Here is a 16,648-nt window from a genome sequence, read left to right as displayed (position 1 = left end):
CTGTCGTGTCGGGGACGCGGCTGGGGTCGCGTCCGTCCTGACCAGGAAAAGGGTACCTGCCGCGGGTGAACACGAGGTTTCCGACCTGCGCGCATCCTTGCGTACCCGCAGGTCAGTGGAAGTCCCGGGAGGAGTGCGTGACCATGATCGGCAGCGCCTCCAGCTGGTCGGCCACCACGTTCACCACCCCCTCGGGCGAGCGCTCCAGCGTGCCGCGGACGACCAGCGCCGGGGAGGACCGGGCCACCTTCCGGTAGCGCTGCCACACCCCCACGGAGCAGACCACGTTCACCAGCCCGCCCTCGTCCTCCAGGCTGAGGAACGTGATGCCGGACGCGGTCGCGGGCCGCTGCCGGTGGGTGACCAGCCCACCCACCCGCACCCGGCGGCCGGGCTCGGCCGTGGCGAGGTCGACGGTGGCCAGCACCCCGCGCGTGGCCAGGTCGGCCCGCAGCTGGCCGATCGGGTGCTCCCCGGTGCTCACCCCGGTCGCCCACAGGTCGTCGGCGAGCAGCTCCGTGGCGGACGGGTCCTCGAACAGCAGCGGCTGGGACGCGACCAGCGTGCCCGGCAGCGTCCCCGGCTGGTCGAGCGCCGCGCTGCCGGCGCGCCACAGCGCCTGCCGTCTGCTGAGCCCCAGGCACTCCAGCGCCCCGGCCGCCGCCAGCGCCTCCAGCTGTTCCTGCGCCAGCCCCGTCCGCCGGACCAGGTCCTCCATGGACGTGTACGCCCCGCGCGCGTCGCGCTCGGCAACGATCCGCCCAGCCACCCCCGCCCCGATCCCGCGCACCCCGGCCAGCCCCAGCCGCACGGCGAACCCTGCGTCCCTGCGATGGGCGGCCGAGTCGTCCGGCGCCGTGGGATCGAACGCCCCCACCGGAGGCTGGTCGGCCGCGACGCAGGACGCGAGCGGAGCGTCTGCGCGCGGGGAGCGGGATCCCGCGTCGGCGGCCACGGCCTCCAGCACCGCGTCCACGCCCGAGCGGGCGAGGTCGGGACGCCGCACGTCCACGCCGTGGCGCTTGGCGTCGTTGACGAGGGTGGCCGGGGAGTAGAAGCCCATCGGCTGGGCACGCAGGAGCCCGGCGAGGAACGCGGACGGGTAGTGCAGCTTCAGCCAGCTGGACGCGTACACCAGCAGCGCGAAGCTCAGCGAGTGGGACTCGGCGAAGCCGAAGTTCGAGAACGCCTGGATCTGGGCGTACAGGTGCTCGGCCGGCTTCCCGACCAGCCCGTTGCGGGCCATGCCGGCGAACAGCTTCTCCTTCAGCGACTCGATCCGTTCCAGGCCGCGCTTGGAGCCCATCGCCCTGCGCAGCAGGTCGGCGTCCTCACCCGTGCAGTCCCCCACCGCCATCGCCATCTGCATCAGCTGCTCCTGGAACACCGGGACGCCGAGCGTCCGCTCCAGCACCGGCTCCAGCAGCGGATGCGCGTAGGTGACCGGCTCCCTGCCCAGCTTGCGGCGCACGAACGGGTGCACGGCCCCGCCCTGGATCGGGCCGGGACGGATCAGCGCGATCTGGATCACCAGGTCGTAGAACCGGCGCGGCTGGAGCCGGGGCAGCAGCCCCATCTGGGCGCGGGACTCGACCTGGAACACCCCGATCGAGTCGGCCCGGCACAGCATGTCGTAGACGCCCGGCTCCTCCTTCGGGATGGTGGCCAGCTCCCACGCCTCCCCGGTCGCGCCCGCGATCAGGGTGAAGCAGTACTGCAGCGCGGCCAGCATGCCCAGCCCCAGCAGGTCGAACTTCACCAGACCCATCCACGCGGCGTCGTCCTTGTCCCACTGGATCACGGTGCGCCTCTCCATCCGGGCGTGCTCGATCGGCACCACCTCCCCCACCGGACGCTCGGTGAGCACCATCCCGCCGGAGTGGATGCCCAGGTGCCGCGGCGCCTTCAGCAGCTGCGTGGCCAGGTCGGCGACCTCGGCCGGGATACCGTGCTCGTCGGTGGCCAGCGACGAGCCCCAGCGCTCCACCTGCTTGGCGAAGGCGTCCCCCTGCCCCGGGCTGTAGCCCAGCGCCCGGGAGATGTCCCGGACGGCGTTCTTCGGCCGGTACTGGATCACGTTGCACACCTGCGCGGCGCGCTCGCGCCCGTACCGGTCGAACACCCACTGGATGATCTCCTCGCGCCGGTCAGAGTCGAAGTCGACGTCGATGTCGGGCTCCTCGTCACGCAGCGCCGACAGGAACCGCTCGAACGGCAGGTCGTAGGCGATGGAGTCGACGGCGGTGATGTTCAGCAGGTAGCAGACCGCGGAGTTCGCCGCCGACCCGCGGCCCTGGCACAGGATGCCGCGACGCCGGGCCTCGGCGACGATGTCGTGGACGATCAGGAAGTAGCCGGGGAAGTCCTTGGCCTCGATGACGCCGAGTTCCCGCTCGATCCGGGCAGCGTCCGCGCTGCTCAGGTGCGGGTAGCGGGACGGGACCGCCTCCCAGACCAGGTGCCTCAGCCAGCTCATCGGGGTGTGGCCGTCGGGCACCTCCTGCTTCGGCAGGGCGGGCTTGGCGCGGCGCAGCGGGAACGCCAGCTCGTCGGCCAGGGTGACCGTCCGGGCCACCGCGCCGGGGTACCGGGCGAACCGGGCGGCCATCTCCGCCCCCGAGCGCAGGTACGCCGTCCCCGCGGCGGGCAGCCAGCCGTCGAGGGCGTCCAGGCTGCGGTTGGCGCGGACGGCGGCGACGGCCTGGGCGAGTGGGTGTCGGGCGGGGGTGGCGTAGTGGACGTTGCCGGTCGCGACCACGGGAAGGCGCCGGTCGGCGGCCAGCGCGGCCAGCGTGTCGTTGCGGGTGGAGTCCAGCGGGTGACCGTGGTCGGTGAGCTCCACGAACACCCGCTCGGGTCCGAACAGGCGGACGAGGTCGTCCAGCTCGCGACCGGCCGCGTCCACCCCTCCGGACGCGAGCGCCTGTCGCACGGCGCCCTTGCGGCAGCCGGTCAGCACCACCCAGTGGCCGTCCGCCCCGGCGGCGAGGTCGACGGTGTCGTAGACCGGACGCCCCTTCTCCCCGCCGAGCAGTTGGCCCTGCGTGATCGCCGCCGCGAGCCGGTGGTACCCCTCCTCGCCCGCGGCCAGCACCAGCAGGTGGGAGCCCGCCGGGTCGGCCCGCCCCGCCTGCGGGGCGGGCAGGTCGAGGGACAGCTCGGCACCGAAGACCGTCTTCACCTGCATCGACTCCGCGGCCTCGGCGAACCGGACGATCCCGTACAGCCCGTCGTGGTCGGTGACCGCCAGCGCGTGCAGGCCCAGCCGCTCGGCCTCCTCGGCCAGTTCCGCCGGCCCGGACGCCCCGTCCAGAAACGAGAAGGACGAGTGCGCGTGCAGTTCGGCGTACGGCACCGCGTCGGCCGGTCGCTCGATCGGCGGCGGCTGGTAGGGGCCGCGCTTCCACGACGTCGGCACGTCCTGCGCGGGCACCCGGCCCTGCTCCGGTGTGCTGAGGGTGCGCTCCAGCGTCCGCCACGTGACCGGGGGGTTGTTGAAGCCCATCAGTCGTACCGCCCCTCTGCCCACCAGCGTCCGGCCTGCAGCACCAGCAGCCAGGCCGTCCCCGCCCCGTCGACGACCTGGAACCGGCTGGCCCGCCGGTGCCGGACGGGGTCCCAGGAGCGCTCGTCGATCGGCCACGGCCCCGCCCAGCCGATCACCGTGCGCCGCTCGTCCTCCAGCAGCAGTGCCGTGGGCACCCCCCGCAGCTGGTCCCTGTCGTCCAGCCCGACCGCGGTCCCCTCCCTGGTCAGCAGCTGGACCGGCCGGGGCCAGGTGAACACCGAAGAGGGCAGCGGGTCCGGCAGCCGACCCGGCCACGGTCCCGCATCCTCCCCCGACGTCCCCGGCGCGTCCCTGGCCCCCTGGGGACGCGGGGTCGCCGCCAGGGCACTCACCGGCCGGTCCCCCCAGGCGACGAGCTCCTGCCGCTCGGCGAGCCAGCGCCCGCCACCGATCCGCGCGGTGGCGACCCCGTCGTGGCCGAGCATCGCCTGCACGCGGGACAGCACGTGGTGCACGCGTTCGTCCGTCCCCGAGCCGAACAGGCCGGGCACGTGGTGGGCGAGCGCGTCGACGACCAGCGGCTCCAGCCGCACCCCGGTCACCGCGCTGTGCAGGCGGCTCCCCGCCGCGGCCTGGAGCTGCCAGCGGAGCCGGTCGACGACGGCGGGGGCGTCGAACACCCCCGGGGTGCCCCAGGTGCGGGCGACCAGTTCGTCCCGCTCTCCGGAAACCTCGATGCGCAGCTCCGTGCAGGCCAGGCCGGCCGCCGACAGGCCGGCGATGAACTCCTCCACCGTCGCCCGCGCGGTGAACGCCACCTGGTCGACGAGCGCCAGCGGCGGCTCGAACCCGATCTGTCGGGACAGTTCGGGCGGTGGGGTGCGCGCGGCGACGACGCTGGGGTCGGCCCCCGACGCCAGCGCGTGCAGCCGCTCGCCGTGGCGGCCGAACCGGTCGCGGACGGCGTCCTGACCGAGGGCGGCGAAGGCACCGAGGGTGTGCACCCCCAGCCGGGGCAGCAGCGCGGACAGCGACTCGTCCCCGAGCCGGGTCACCGGCAGCGGGGCGAGGAAGGCGGCGCCCTCTCCGGGAGGGACGATCCGGACCGGGTCGCCGGCGTAGGCGGCCTGCAGGGCGGTGAACCGGCCGTCGGCGATCCCCGCGCGTCCGCCGGTGAGCCCCAGGGACGCGACCACCGCCTCGAGCAGCACTTCCGCGGCCTCCTCCTCGCTGCCGACGTAGCGCGCCAACCCGCGCGGACGCAGCGCGCACGCCCCCGGCCAGATCACCTGCACCCCGGGCGCGATCTCCTCGATGCACTCCAGCACGGGGTCGAACTCGCGGGCGTCCCTGCCCTCGTCCGCCGGCAGCACCAACAGCCCGGGGCAGCGTGCCTGCGCCTCCCTGCGCCGCTGCCCGGTCACCACGCCCTCCGCGGACGCCTCGGGCGAGCAGGCCACCACCCGGTTCGCCGCCATCACCGCGATCGGACGGTTCGCGTCCGCCCCCTCCGCCAGCGCCCACGCCGTCACCGGCCAGCCGGGGAACCACAGCACCAGGCACCGCTCGGCGGCCCTTCGTGACGCTCGCTGCGCCCGCTCCTCAGGGAGCGTGGAAGGGATCCGCTGCGCTCGCTCCTCAGGGAGCGTGGAAGTGACCCGCTGCGCCCGCTCCTCAGGGACCGTGGAGAGTTCTGCGGCGGACATCAGCCCACCGCCCGCAGCGGCGCCGGCTGCTCCCGCGGCACGGAGGGCACCCCGGCCAGCCGACCGTCGGTGGTCGGCAGCACCAGCCGTGCGCTGCGCGGAACCGCGACCCGCCGGGAGCTGACGATCACCGTCACCTCGCGACGGGACAGGTAGCCGAAGCCGTCCCCCAGGCCGCTCCAGCGGGCCTCCTCCAGGCTCAGCAGCGCCTCGGCCCGCGGCCACGGCCCGTGCACGAGCAGCACGGAGCCGCGGTCCCGCAGCCGGGAGCCCAGCCGGGCCGCGTCCGCCTCGCGCACCCGTCCGGGGGGACGGACCACGACGACGGGCACCGCCTCCAGCAGCGCGGCGGTGACGGCCAGCCACTCCTCTCCGGGATCGGGGACGAGCGCGAGCCGGTCCAGCGCCACGCCGGCGTGCCCGGCAGCCTCCGCCCCGAACTCGGGGACGCCCACCACCCCGCACCAGTGCCCGTCCGCGGACGGCCCGGCCAGCAGGGCCAGCAGGAGCGCGCCGGACGTGGCCAGCGAATAGGCGGACCCGGGTTTCAGGCCCCCGTCCAGCAACCCCGCCAACTCGGTGGGGACGGGGAACGGCGCCGGCCGCACGCGCGCCTCGCGGGTGGCCACCTGCGCCCGCAGGCGCTCCAGCAGCTCGCCCCTGGCGAGGTCCGTCGCGTACTCCACTCCTCGATGATCGAACACTTGTTCGATTTGGTCAAGGTGGTCGAGAAACCGCCTCGGGCGTGGGAGGCTGGCGGACATGAGCCGACGCGCCACTCCGGGACCGGGCACCTCGCTGCTGGCCCTGGCCCTCGCCGTCGCAGTGGCCCTGACCGCGTGCACCGGCACGCCGACGAGCGCCCCGGCCACCTCCGCCACGACACCCGTCCCGTCCACCCCCACGACGAGTGCGACACCACCCCGCACCGACGAGCCCACCCCCGGCACCACGCAGCGGGTCGTGTTCGGCAACCCCTGGTCGAAGGACCCCGCCCGCCAGCACGCGGTGGCCGACTCCGCTCTGGAGATCATCAACGGAACGCCCACGGGCGAAACCGTGACCCTGTCGATGTTCAACATGACCTACCCCGGCACGGCCGCCAGCCTGGTCAGGGCCGTTCGCCGCGGGGTGACCGTCCACGTCGTGCTGAACAGCGAGAACGCCGACTCGACCCAGGCGACGAAACTGGTCCGCGCCCTGGGCTCGGACCGGACGGCCCGTTCCTGGGTGGTGGTGCGGACGCCGGAGATCCGCATGCACTCGAAGTTCCTGCTCTCCTCCCGCAGCAACGGCGAGGACAAGGTCGTCTGGGTGTCCTCCGGGAACCTGACCAGCGCGGACGGCCGCGACCAGGCGAACGAGGCCCTGGTCACCACCGGCGACGGCCGGCTCTACCGGTTCCTCCGCCAGCAGTTCGCCCTGTTCCGTGCCGGGGTCACCGACCCGACGCGGCTGGGACGCACCGCCACCACGGCGACGGCCACCGTCCGCACCTTCCCGCTCCCCGAGGGCGGGGAGGCCAATGATCCGGTCCTTGCCCTGCTCGACGACGTCAGCTGCGTCCACGACGGCGACGCGACGACCATTCGGGTCGCCCACCTGTTCCTCACCAGTCAGCGCCTGTACCTCGTCGACCGCTTCCGGGCCCTCGAGGCCGCCGGCTGTGACGTCCGCCTGCTCGCGCACCTGCCCCAGTGGACTCCCCTGGCGCGCGAGCAGCTCACCGCACCGGGGGCCGGCCGGATCGACCTCCGTTCGACCAGGGGGACAGCCCTCCACACCAAGATCCTCACGATCGAGGGCAGGGACGCGGCGGGGCAGCCCCTCGAGGTCGCCATGGTCGGCACCCACAACCTGAGCGGACGCGCCCTCACCGTCACGCCGGACGGGGTGAACGACGAGGTGTCCCTTACCGTCCACAACCCGGACATCGTGTCCGCCTACAGCGCGTGGATCGACATGGTGATCGCCCGGCACAGCAACCCGGCCTGACGACCACCCGCCCGTACGGCTAGACGGCCCGCCTGGCCTCGTCCGGGGTCTCGCGGATCAGGTCGATCCGCTGCTTGAGCTCGACCGCCCAGACGGCCTGTTCGGTTCGGCTGCGGACGGCGCTGATCACGTTCATCACCTCGGTGTCGGAGCGGTAGCGGATCGTCGCCCGCCTGGCCTCCTGCGGGGCGAAGCCGGCCCCGGCGAGGGCCACCGCCAGCTCCGGCTCGTCGAGGTAGACCCCGGCGTCGAGCCACTGCTGCACCTCGGGAGCGGTCAGCCCGCTCGCCCGCCACGGTTCGGCGACGGCCCGGACGTGGTCGAGGGTCGCCCCCTCGGCGAAGAACACGCGCTCGTAGTCGTCCAGCGACTCCCGGATCGCCATCGGCGAGGACGGGTCCGACCACCGGCGGATGACCGGCGGGCGGCCCTCCCCCTGCGGGCGCGGCGCCGGTGCGGGCACGTAGGCGTCCAGCATTCTTCGCAGCAGGTATTCCTGTTCGGCATCCACTGCCCGATCCCCCCAGATCCGGGCCATCCCCCCGAATGGCCACAGCGAGATTGTGGCGCCCCGGAGGGCGTCACACCACGTGGCGCGCCGTGAAAACGGTTGCTCAGGCCTCCGGCAGCATGTGCGGGTAGCCGGTGGCGGTCGGCGGGAGCAGGTTCTCCTTGATCGCGCGCGGGCTGGTCCAGCGCATCAGGTTCCACATCGAACCGGCCTTGTCGTTGGTTCCGGACGCCCTGCTGCCGCCGAACGGCTGCTGGCCGACGACGGCCCCGGTGGGCTTGTCGTTGACGTAGAAGTTGCCGGCGGCGTGCCGGAGAACCTGCGACGCCTTCTCCACCGCCGCTCTCTCGGTCGCGAACACCGCGCCGGTCAGCGCGTAGGCGGACGTGTCGTCGATCAGCGAAAGTACTTCATCGTACTTCGCTTCCTCGTAGACGAAGATGCCGAGGATCGGGCCGAAGTACTCGGTGGTGAAGATGTCCTGGTGCGGGTTGTCGGAGGTGATCAGGGTGGGCCGGACGTACCAGCCCTCGCTGCGGTCGTACGTGCCACCCGCGACGATCTCCGCGTCGGCCGAGGACCGGGCCCGGTCGATCGCGCCGGACAGCTTGTCGAACGCACGGGCGTCGATCACGGCGGACGTGAAGTGCGAGAAGTCGCGGACGTCGCCGACCGACAGCGCCTCGACCTGGTCGACCAACTCGTCGCGGACCAGGTTCCACAGGCTGCGCGGGAGGTAGGCCCGCGAGGCGGCCGAGCACTTCTGCCCCGAGTACTCGAAGGCGCCCCGGACCAGACCGGCCACGACGGCGGCGGGATCGGCGGAGGGGTGCGCGAGCACGAAGTCCTTGCCGCCGGTCTCCCCCACCAGGCGCGGGTAGGCCCGGTAGCGCGAGATGTTCGCCCCCACCTCTCCCCACAGGCCCTGGAAGACGCGGGTGGAACCGGTGAAGTGGATCCCGGCGAGGTTCGGGTCGGCGAGCAGGACGTCGGAGACGTCCGCACCGTGCCCGGGCAGCATGCTGATCACGCCCTCGGGAAGGCCGGCCTCGGCCAGCAACTGCATCCAGAAGTGCGCGGCGAAGGTCTGGGTGAGCGCCGGCTTCCAGACCACCGTGTTGCCCATCAGTGCCGGAGCGGTCGGGAGGTTGCCGGCGATCGCGGTGAAGTTGAACGGGGTGATCGCGTACACGAAGCCGTCCAGCGGGCGGTAGTCGAGCCGGTTCCACACTCCGGGCGAGTTGATCGGCTGGTGCGCCATCAGCTCCCGGGCGAACGCCACGTTGAACCGCAGGAAGTCGATCAGCTCGCACGCGGCGTCGATCTCGGCCTGCTGGGCGGTCTTGCCCTGGCCGAGCATCGTGGCGGCGTTCAGCAGGTCGCGGCGGGGCCCCGCCAGCAACTCGGCCGCCCGCAGGAACACCGCGGCCCGCTCGTCGAACGGCGTCGCAGCCCAGTCGGCCTTCGCGCGCTGCGCAGCCACCACCGCGGCCGCGGCGTTCTCCGCCGAGGACTGCCGCACCCGCGCGAGCAGCGTCGAGTGGTCGGACGGCATCCGCACCTCGAGCACGTGCTCCGACGCGTTCCCCACCGTCCCCGCGACCACGGGAGCCACGTCCACCGGCTCGGCGGCCAGGAAGGCCAGTTCGGCCTTCAGGCTCGCGCGCTCGGCGCTGCCGGGGGCGTAGCTGCGCACCGGCTCGTTGGCCGGCGCCGGCACCTGGGTGATCGCGTCCACGTTGTCCTCCTGCTGACTCGTCCTCGTCCAGTGTCGCGGGTGCACGCAGGTCTTCCCAGTCCGGGAATCCTGCATACCGCGCTGTATACAGTCTCCCACACCCGCGCGGCACGATGGGGACGGTTCCTGTCGTGCCGCGGGCGTTCCTGCTCGCGACGTCAGGGCACGCGCAGTCCGAGCGCGTCCGCGATGATCGCCGCGGTGTGCCGGACGTGGGCGCGCGCGATCCGCTCCGCGGCGTCCTCATCGCCCGCGCGGAGGGCGGCCAGCAGCTCGTCGTGCTCGCTGTCCACGAGTGCGTCCTGGGCTGCGGTGAACACGACAGGGCGGCTGAAGGTCCAGTAGTTGATCTTCGAGCTGCGGGCGAAACCGGCCAGCACCCGGTTGCCGCCGGCCTCGGTGACGCGGTCGTGGAACGCGCTGTTGAGTTCGTTGAACAGGCGCCGGTTGGGCTCCCCCTCCATGTGGGCGAGCAACTCCTCCAGCCCGGTGAGCTGTGCCGGCGTGATCCGGGACGCGGCCAGCCGCGCGGCGGCGGCCTCCACCTCGGCGCGCGCCTCGAGGTACTCCAGGATCTCCTCGGGGGCGTGGTCGCGGACCAGCCAGCCCCGGTTCTGCTGCACGAGTCCCTCGTGTCGCAGTCGCAGCAGCGCCTCGCGCACCGGCGTCCTGCTGACCGACAGGCGGGCGGCGACCTCCTCCTCCACCAGCCGCTGGTTGGGCCGGTACTGACCGCTGAGGATGCCGTCCCGCAACTGCTGGTGGACGTGTTCGGCCGCGTTCTCGCCCGGCGCGGTCCTCGCCGCGTCGCCCGTCCCCACCTCCCCGGTCACGGCGCTCACCCTATCGTCGGGGTGGCCCGCGACGACGAGGCCGACCACGCACCCCGGCCTCCCGGCGCGGCGGCGCGGACCCCGCGTCCACCACAAGGTGGACGGAATGTCGCGAACTCGCCGCAGAACCGTCCACTACGAACTGCGACCGCGCCACGTCCACCACAAAGTGGACGGAAAATCGCGAACTCACCGCAGAAGCGTCCACGACAAGGTGGACGGATCGGCGACCCGAAGATGACCGGATGGCACCGGCTCAGCTGGCGGCGGCCTCCTGGCGGCGCTTCTTCGCGGCCTCGACGGACGCGCGCAGCGCCGCGACCAGGTCGACCACCTGGGCCTCCTGGGGCGCGGCCTCGGGCGCGGGCAGTTCGACGCCCTCCAGCTTGGCCTCAATCACCTTCTCCAGCGCCTCGCGGTAGTCGTCGGCGAACGCCTCCGGGTCGAAGTCGCCCGACAGCTGGTCGATGAACGAACGGGCCATCGCCACCTCGGCCTTGCTCACCTTGACCTCGCCCTCAGGGGCGGCGAACGCGGAGTCCCGCAACTCGTCGGGCCACAGCATGGTGTGCATGCGCAGGACGTCCCCCACCGGCCGGATCAGGGCGAGCGTCTCGCGGGACCGCAACGCCACCTTCACCACCGCCGCCTTGCCGGTCTCGGCGAGCGCCTCCCGGAGCAGGACGTAGGGCTTGGTGCCGACCTTCTCCGCCTCCAGGAAGTAGGTCCTGTCGAAATAGGTCGGGTCGATGTCGTCCACGTCGACGAACTGGACCACGTCGACGGTCTTGCCGTCGGCGGCCGGCAGGTCGGCGAAGTCGGACGGCTCCAGGATCGCCATGCGTCCGTCGGCGGACTCGTAGCCCTTCACGATCTCGGCGAACGGCACCTCCTCGCCACACACCTCGCACACCCGCTTGTAGCGGATCCGGCCCTGGTCGGCCCGGTGCACCTGCCGGAAGCTGATGTCCTTCTCCTCGGTCGCCCCGTAGACCTTCACCGGGATCGTGACGAGCCCGAACGACACCGCGCCCTTCCAGATCGACCTCGGCATCGCGTCCTCCTCGCCTCCACGCCCCGGCTCCGGGACGTCACGTGCTCAACCGGTACCCAGCTCGCGCCATTCCCCCGCGCCGTGCCACAACAGGTCGGCCTCCTCGAGCAATCGGACGACCTCGGGAAGGTCCCACGCCTCCGTGAGGGACAAGCCTGCCGCAGCAGCGGCAGCCTCGGGAAGCCCCTCCGCGTCGCCGGCGTCCGCGAACAGGCTCTGGAGGGCGTCCCACGCGAGGTCGGGAACGGTGACGCCGCCGAAGTCCTGGTCGGCGCTCGCGTCCGGACGCGGCGAGCACTCGACCACTGCGACCAGCCGGCGGCCGGTGCCGACGAGGGACGCGATGGACGCGACCAGCAGCGCGATGTGCTCGGCCTCCTCATCGTCGGACGGCGCGAAGGCCGCCCGCAGCCCCGCCGTGACGGCGTGGCCGGGGCGGGGTCCGGCCAGGACGCCGCTCGTCGCCCAGCCGGCGAGCTGCTCAGTGGTGAGCGGGACCAGGACGAGCGTCATCAGACCTCCCTCCGCAGGACCGCCAGCTCCGCGCCGACGTCCCTGGCCCAGTGGCGCAGCGGGGCGACGGCGGTCGCGCCGATGGTGGCCCGGCCCCGGTAGCTCGTGATCGACACGTTCACCTGTTCGTCGTCGGTGGTGGCCGTGAGCGCGTACACCTGCCGCAACCGCGCGCGGCCGAGGTAGCGGTCCGCTGCGGGACCGGGGACGTTGGCGACCGTGACCGAGTGGGGACGCCCCGCGGCGACCGTGCCCGCGGCCACCGCGTGCAGGGTGGGCGGGGCGAACCCGGCCAGTTCGACGAGGTCGAGGGCGGGCACGCTCACCCCGGTGTCGATCCGCGCCCTGGTCAGGGTGGCCAGCGTGCGCACCCGCTCGCCGGCCGACGGCGCGGTGACCGGAAGGCCCAGCCACGACGGCGCGATCCGGCAGCCGATCGCGCTCTCCAGCACGGCGGGCTCCTGCACCGCCAGCGGCACCAGAGCGACCGGGTCGGCGAGCTCGCGCTGGTTGTCCTCCAGCCAGCCGCGGACGCCCGCGCACGCCAGCGCCAGCAGGAGGTCGTGGGTGGTGCACCCGAACCGCCCCCGCAGGCCCGCCAGCACGTCGAGGTCGACCTCGACGCCGGCCACGTGCTGGGACCGCGGGCTCGCCGCGAGCGTGCGGACCGCGTTCTCCACCATGCCGAGCAGGCCGGTCGCCGCGCCCGACACCGCCCGCACCGGGTCCGACAGGCCGGTCACCAGGTCCGCCAGACCGGGCGGACGGGCGTCCTCGGGAACCCAGTCGGCGACCGGAGCACTGACGGTGGCCGGCTCGGAGTCGAACAGTTCCTGCAGCAGGTGGACGTTGTCGTAGCCGTCCACCAGCGCCGGGTGCGCGCGGACCACGAGGGCCTGCGTCCCCGGCGCGACCCCGTCGACGAGTGTCGCCTCCCACAGCGGGTGGGCACGGTCGAGGGGCTCCGCGAGCCGGGCGGCCAGCCAGTCCTCCATCCGCTGGCCGGCGGCCAGGGAGTCGGTGCGGACGTGACCGGCCACGCTGAAGGTGGTGTCGTCCTGCCAGACGGGCACCGGCCAGCCCCCCACCACCCTGCGGAACCTCGGCGCGTACTCGATCCGGTCGGCGACCCGGTCGATCAGTTCGGCACGGGTGAGCGGGCCAGTCAGCATCGCGACCACCGCCTGCTGCCACGGCTGCGACTGCTGGTCGCGGGCGAGCAGGGCCGCCTCGGTCACCGTCACCGGGTCACTCATCGGGGTCCCCGCGGAGTTGTTCGGGGGAGCGCAGCGGAGGAGAAAAAGTCCGCGGGGTGATCATGAACCCACCCTACCCAGCGCTCATTCGACCAGGTACGGCGGGACCGGGACGCGCAGGTCCTGCCAGACGAACCGCGGAATCCGCCCCAGCCAGCCGCGCAGGGTGGCCTCGCACCCGTCGACGAGCAGCAAGTCGTGCTGCCGGACGTCGAAGGTGACCACGTGGGCCTGCACGGTCCATCCACCCGGACGCGTGGCGAGCAGCCACTCCATCATGCGGGGGTGCGTGACGTCGGAGGCGAACTTGGCGTCCTCGGTCCGGACGGTGAAGGCGGCGTTGAAGTCGCTGCTCTCGAACCGGACCTTCGGCCCGACATGGCCGCCGTTGAACGAGATCGACGGCAACACGAACGGGAGCTGGAACCCGCACACCGCTTCGGAGTGGTTGTCGGTCTCGGTGTGGGTGTGGGTGTGGCCCTCGGAGTCGGTCTCCGTGACCGTCCGGTCGGTCTTCCAGTGGTGGGTGAACGCGTCCATCCGGATGCCGTCCCGCAGGCCGCGAACGACGTCCTCCGTGCGGTGGCCGTACCCGTCCCTCGTGACCGGGTAGTGGTCGAGGACGCCGTCGTCGACGCCCACCCAGCCCCAGTCCGGGTGCCCGTAGTAGGACGCGCCCTGCGCGGGCGCCACCTGGCGGCTGCGCAACGCCCCGCTGCCTGCCACGGCCTGCGCGATCGGGTCGAGACCGGCCAGGAACGCGGCCAGCCGCTCGGGGTCCCTCGGCGCGCCGGACGCGACGAGGTGGTTGCCGTCGACTCCGAGGTCGATGGTGCCGGCCGTCTGGCCGAACGTGCGCGCGGCAGGGCCGACGGCCGCCAGCAGGTCGGCGGCGTACGCGCCGTCCCCGGCGACCGCACGGACGCCCTGGTCCTCGGCCTGGACGAACTCCAGGCCGCCGAGGCCGATCCCGACCCGGTCCACGCCCTCGCCGCAGACGAAGGCGTCCGGCAGGCCGAGGGGCAGGTCGAGGGCCGCGACGCGGGCCGAGAACCGGGGACCTTCGCCGGTGTAGCCGTACTCGAACACGCGGAAACCGAAGCCGCCCGCGGTCGTGCCACTGACGAGTTCGTCGATCGAACGGTCCAGGCCGAGGGCGAACGGCGGTGCGTGCAGGTCCCCGACGGCGTCCAGCGTCGGCCGCGGGTCGTGGGACCAGCCCAGCGCCTTCACCTGGGCGAGGTAGCGCTGCCGACGCCACAGCAACACTCCCCCGACCACCGCGCCGATGGCCACGACGATCGCCACCCACACCCATGCGTGCATTTGTGCCCCCTTCTGCACAGGCTAGGGGCTCGCGGAGGCGCGCACCGGGGAATCCGGACCGCAATTCGCCGGAGTTGTCCACAGATGTCGTCCCACCCCCTTGCCGGGAACCGGCTGCGCGTGCGCACAGTGGCGCCCACCCGCCGAGGAGGTGCCATGGATCCCGCCCTCGCCCGCAGCCGGCCCGCGCCGGCATCGCGTCCGCCCGCGGTTCCGCTGGTCGAGCCCGTGGTTCTGCCCGCGCCCAGCCAGCCGGTCCTGCCGTGGACGGTCGTCCCCCAGGTGGTGGCGCCGGACTCCCCGCTCGACCCGGGGCTCCGCCAGCTGGCCACGTCGCTGATGTCGGCGCTCGTGGAGGTGCTCAGCGGGCAGCGCTCGGCCCTCCAGCTCGAGCTCTGGGTGGTGCCGGACGTGCTGGCGCTGCTCGAGCACCTGCGGGCCGCCCGCCCGTCCCTCGGCCTGCGGCTGCACTCGGTCCGGGTCCAGGCCCCGCACGAGGAGGCGCTCGAGGTGTCCGCGCACCTGCGCGAGGGAGGCGTGTCCCGGGCGGCCGCACTCCGGATCAGCCGCCGCAGGGGACGGTGGGTCGCCACCCACCTGGTGATCTCGCTGGACGCGGGTGTCGTGCACAGGGCGGGCTGGATCAACCCGCTCGAGGTGCGGGTCTCCTGCTGACGTCCCCGATCACCGGCCCGAAGGGCTCAGCGCGATCGTCCGTTCCTCCTTGATCGCGAGGCCGTCCAGGACCACCACCGGGGCGTCGGTGTAGGGGCGGTCGAGGGTGAGCACGCGGCCAGGGACACCTTCCTCCCAGTCACCCTGCGCCGCGATCACCAGGGTGTCCCCACCTTCGCCGACCCGCAGGGTGCTGACCGCCGAGCCCACGAGGGTGCCGGCCCGGGCCTTCGCACCGAGGCCGCCGCTGTCGTAGAGCTGGATCGCACCGCAGTTCCAGGTCGGACCGATCGGGACCACCCACACCGCGCCGGCCTGCACCCGGTTCCCGATCGCCTCGTTGGCCGCACCCACCAGCACTCCGGACGTCTCCTCGCAGGGAGTGACCAGCGCCACCGTCGTGCCGAACCGGTCGTCGGCCTCCACGTTGCCGGGGATGTCCCGCTGGTCGATGGCGTCCCCCGGCTCGAGCGCCGTGCCTGCGACGGAGAACACCTGCACCATTCCCGTCTGTGCCCGCGTGTGGCCCCGCTCGTCCTCCCTGCTCTCCCCCGGAACGCCCACCACGAGCCACGAGGCGTCGAGCGAGAGGCTCCCGCCGAACCAGTCCCCGGCCTCGGCGACGTCCGGCACGCCGGGCCAGTTCTGGGTGAGCCGGGATGCCCGCATCGGTGCGGCGCTGAAGTCGATCGCGTAGATCGCCCCCGCCCGGGCGGCGCCGTCCACCTTCTCCCCCGGCGCGCCGACCACGAGGAGCGCGCCGTGCGCCGCGACGCTCCAGCCGAAGCGGGACGCCGCAGGCACGTCCGGCAACCCCAGCGTCGCGGGGGTCAGCAGACCGGGGTCGCCGGCGGGACGGCCGTCCGCGTCCAGCGTGTAGGTGAGCACCGTCCCGCCGCCGCCCACCACCAGGACGGGGCTCGGCGCCGTCACGAGGGCGAGCGCGCGCCCCGCACCGGGGCTGTCGTTGTTCGTCGTGACCAGGCACGCGGCCGGGTCGAGCCCCTTCGGCCCTCCGTAGAGCCAGTACAGGCTCAGCCCGCTCCCGTCCCCCGGGTCGGCCACCACGAGGTCGGTGTAGCCGTCCCCGTTCAAGTCCCGGGCCAGCAGCCCCTGCCCGAAATCCACCGAATCGGCCCCGGCGGTGTCCACGTCGCCACGTCCCAGGTCGAGGCTCGCCCCGTTGGCGTAGCGGACGCTCACCCGCCCCGGGCTCGTACCGATGCCCACGACGAGGTCCGCGCCCCCGTCCCCGTCGAAGTCCGGCGAGGCCGCCGACACCACCGCCGGCGTGACCCGGTGGGTGCTCTCCGGCGACGGGGACGACGTCACCGCGGGCGAGCCGGGCGCGGCGGGCCCCGTGCACGCGGAAAGGACGGCCATCACCGCACCGACGGCGACAACAGCGGAACCACGACGATCGGCCATGCCGACACCTCCCGACGTCATGGCGGTCACGCTAGCCCCGGGACGGGTCCCGTGGCCGGAGCGCGACCGCCGAAGTCGTACGAGTCGCCGACAGCGCCGGATCGG

The 16,648-nt window shown here is 73.4% G+C and carries 13 protein-coding genes; 2 read left to right on the top strand and 11 right to left on the bottom strand.

The features are described 5' to 3' along the window. Positions 1-112: 112 nt before the first annotated feature. The 3 genes from QM779_RS03475 to QM779_RS03465 are packed head-to-tail and all read right to left on the bottom strand — an operon-like array spanning position 113 to position 5,900. Complete coding sequence (locus QM779_RS03475) at positions 113-3,505, bottom strand: error-prone DNA polymerase (protein WP_428531650.1); 3,393 nt, start codon at positions 3,503-3,505, stop codon at positions 113-115. After that, positions 3,505-5,214 (bottom strand): DNA polymerase Y family protein, encoded by a 1,710-nt coding sequence (locus QM779_RS03470; protein WP_428531647.1) that lies wholly within the window; start codon positions 5,212-5,214, stop codon positions 3,505-3,507. The genes QM779_RS03475 and QM779_RS03470 overlap by 1 nt, the downstream gene beginning before the upstream one ends. After that, positions 5,214-5,900 carry a hypothetical protein gene (locus QM779_RS03465; RefSeq protein ID WP_428531644.1) on the bottom strand — a complete coding sequence of 229 codons (687 nt, stop codon included), beginning with the start codon at positions 5,898-5,900 and terminating at the stop codon, positions 5,214-5,216. Before QM779_RS03465 ends, QM779_RS03470 begins: the two co-directional genes overlap by 1 nt. A gap of 76 nt (positions 5,901-5,976) precedes the next feature. Here QM779_RS03465 and QM779_RS03460 point away from each other — a divergent pair, with 76 nt between their 5' ends. After that, complete coding sequence (locus QM779_RS03460) at positions 5,977-7,209, top strand: phospholipase D-like domain-containing protein (RefSeq protein ID WP_428531641.1); 1,233 nt, start codon at positions 5,977-5,979, stop codon at positions 7,207-7,209. 19 nt (positions 7,210-7,228) lie between these two features. Here the strand turns inward: QM779_RS03460 and QM779_RS03455 are convergent, their stop codons facing one another. From QM779_RS03455 to QM779_RS03425, 7 genes are all read right to left on the bottom strand, one after another. Then, a complete protein-coding gene (locus tag QM779_RS03455; RefSeq protein WP_428531638.1) occupies positions 7,229-7,720 on the bottom strand; it encodes a hypothetical protein in 492 nt (163 codons plus the stop codon). A gap of 103 nt (positions 7,721-7,823) precedes the next feature. Then, complete coding sequence (gene pruA / locus QM779_RS03450; protein WP_428531635.1) at positions 7,824-9,458, bottom strand: L-glutamate gamma-semialdehyde dehydrogenase; 1,635 nt, start codon at positions 9,456-9,458, stop codon at positions 7,824-7,826. 158 nt (positions 9,459-9,616) lie between these two features. Next, positions 9,617-10,291 carry a GntR family transcriptional regulator gene (locus QM779_RS03445; RefSeq protein WP_428531632.1) on the bottom strand — a complete coding sequence of 225 codons (675 nt, stop codon included), beginning with the start codon at positions 10,289-10,291 and terminating at the stop codon, positions 9,617-9,619. Positions 10,292-10,547: 256 nt separating this feature from the next. After that, complete coding sequence (locus QM779_RS03440) at positions 10,548-11,345, bottom strand: Ku protein (protein WP_428531629.1); 798 nt, start codon at positions 11,343-11,345, stop codon at positions 10,548-10,550. Positions 11,346-11,390: 45 nt separating this feature from the next. After that, on the bottom strand, positions 11,391-11,858 hold the full coding sequence (locus QM779_RS03435) for a DUF6912 family protein (protein ID WP_428531626.1): 468 nt from the start codon (positions 11,856-11,858) through the stop codon (positions 11,391-11,393). Then, positions 11,858-13,114 (bottom strand): wax ester/triacylglycerol synthase domain-containing protein, encoded by a 1,257-nt coding sequence (locus QM779_RS03430; protein WP_428531623.1) that lies wholly within the window; start codon positions 13,112-13,114, stop codon positions 11,858-11,860. The genes QM779_RS03435 and QM779_RS03430 overlap by 1 nt, the downstream gene beginning before the upstream one ends. 84 nt (positions 13,115-13,198) lie before the next feature. Then, positions 13,199-14,440, bottom strand: coding sequence for a hypothetical protein (locus QM779_RS03425; RefSeq protein WP_428531620.1), 1,242 nt, complete (start codon positions 14,438-14,440; stop codon positions 13,199-13,201). Between the two features lie 156 nt (positions 14,441-14,596). Here QM779_RS03425 and QM779_RS03420 point away from each other — a divergent pair, with 156 nt between their 5' ends. Next, on the top strand, positions 14,597-15,115 hold the full coding sequence (locus QM779_RS03420; protein WP_428531617.1) for an Rv3235 family protein: 519 nt from the start codon (positions 14,597-14,599) through the stop codon (positions 15,113-15,115). A gap of 9 nt (positions 15,116-15,124) precedes the next feature. Here QM779_RS03420 and QM779_RS03415 read toward each other — a convergent pair whose 3' ends face one another. Further along, positions 15,125-16,564: a hypothetical protein gene (locus QM779_RS03415; protein ID WP_428531614.1), complete on the bottom strand. Its 1,440-nt coding sequence runs from the start codon at positions 16,562-16,564 to the stop codon at positions 15,125-15,127. Positions 16,565-16,648: the final 84 nt, after the last annotated feature.

This window comes from Propionicimonas sp. (genome assembly GCF_049840635.1).
Lineage (GTDB): Bacteria > Actinomycetota > Actinomycetes > Propionibacteriales > Propionibacteriaceae > Propionicimonas.
Note: the sequence above shows the minus strand (reverse complement) of the source record. Positions and strands in the feature narration are given on the sequence as shown.

Bases quoted from the DNA above. Each gene is read 5' to 3' on its own strand.
- QM779_RS03460 (WP_428531641.1), top strand. From the start codon at position 5,977: ATGAGCCGACGCGCCACTCCGGGACCGGGCACCTCGCTGCTGGCCCTG.
- QM779_RS03420 (WP_428531617.1), top strand. From the start codon at position 14,597: ATGGATCCCGCCCTCGCCCGCAGCCGGCCCGCGCCGGCATCGCGTCCG.
- QM779_RS03470 (WP_428531647.1), bottom strand. From the start codon at position 5,214: ATGTCCGCCGCAGAACTCTCCACGGTCCCTGAGGAGCGGGCGCAGCGG.
- QM779_RS03440 (WP_428531629.1), bottom strand. From the start codon at position 11,345: ATGCCGAGGTCGATCTGGAAGGGCGCGGTGTCGTTCGGGCTCGTCACG.
- QM779_RS03415 (WP_428531614.1), bottom strand. From the start codon at position 16,564: ATGACGTCGGGAGGTGTCGGCATGGCCGATCGTCGTGGTTCCGCTGTT.
- QM779_RS03425 (WP_428531620.1), bottom strand. From the start codon at position 14,440: ATGCACGCATGGGTGTGGGTGGCGATCGTCGTGGCCATCGGCGCGGTG.
- QM779_RS03475 (WP_428531650.1), bottom strand. From the start codon at position 3,505: ATGGGCTTCAACAACCCCCCGGTCACGTGGCGGACGCTGGAGCGCACC.
- QM779_RS03435 (WP_428531626.1), bottom strand. From the start codon at position 11,858: ATGACGCTCGTCCTGGTCCCGCTCACCACTGAGCAGCTCGCCGGCTGG.
- QM779_RS03430 (WP_428531623.1), bottom strand. From the start codon at position 13,114: ATGAGTGACCCGGTGACGGTGACCGAGGCGGCCCTGCTCGCCCGCGAC.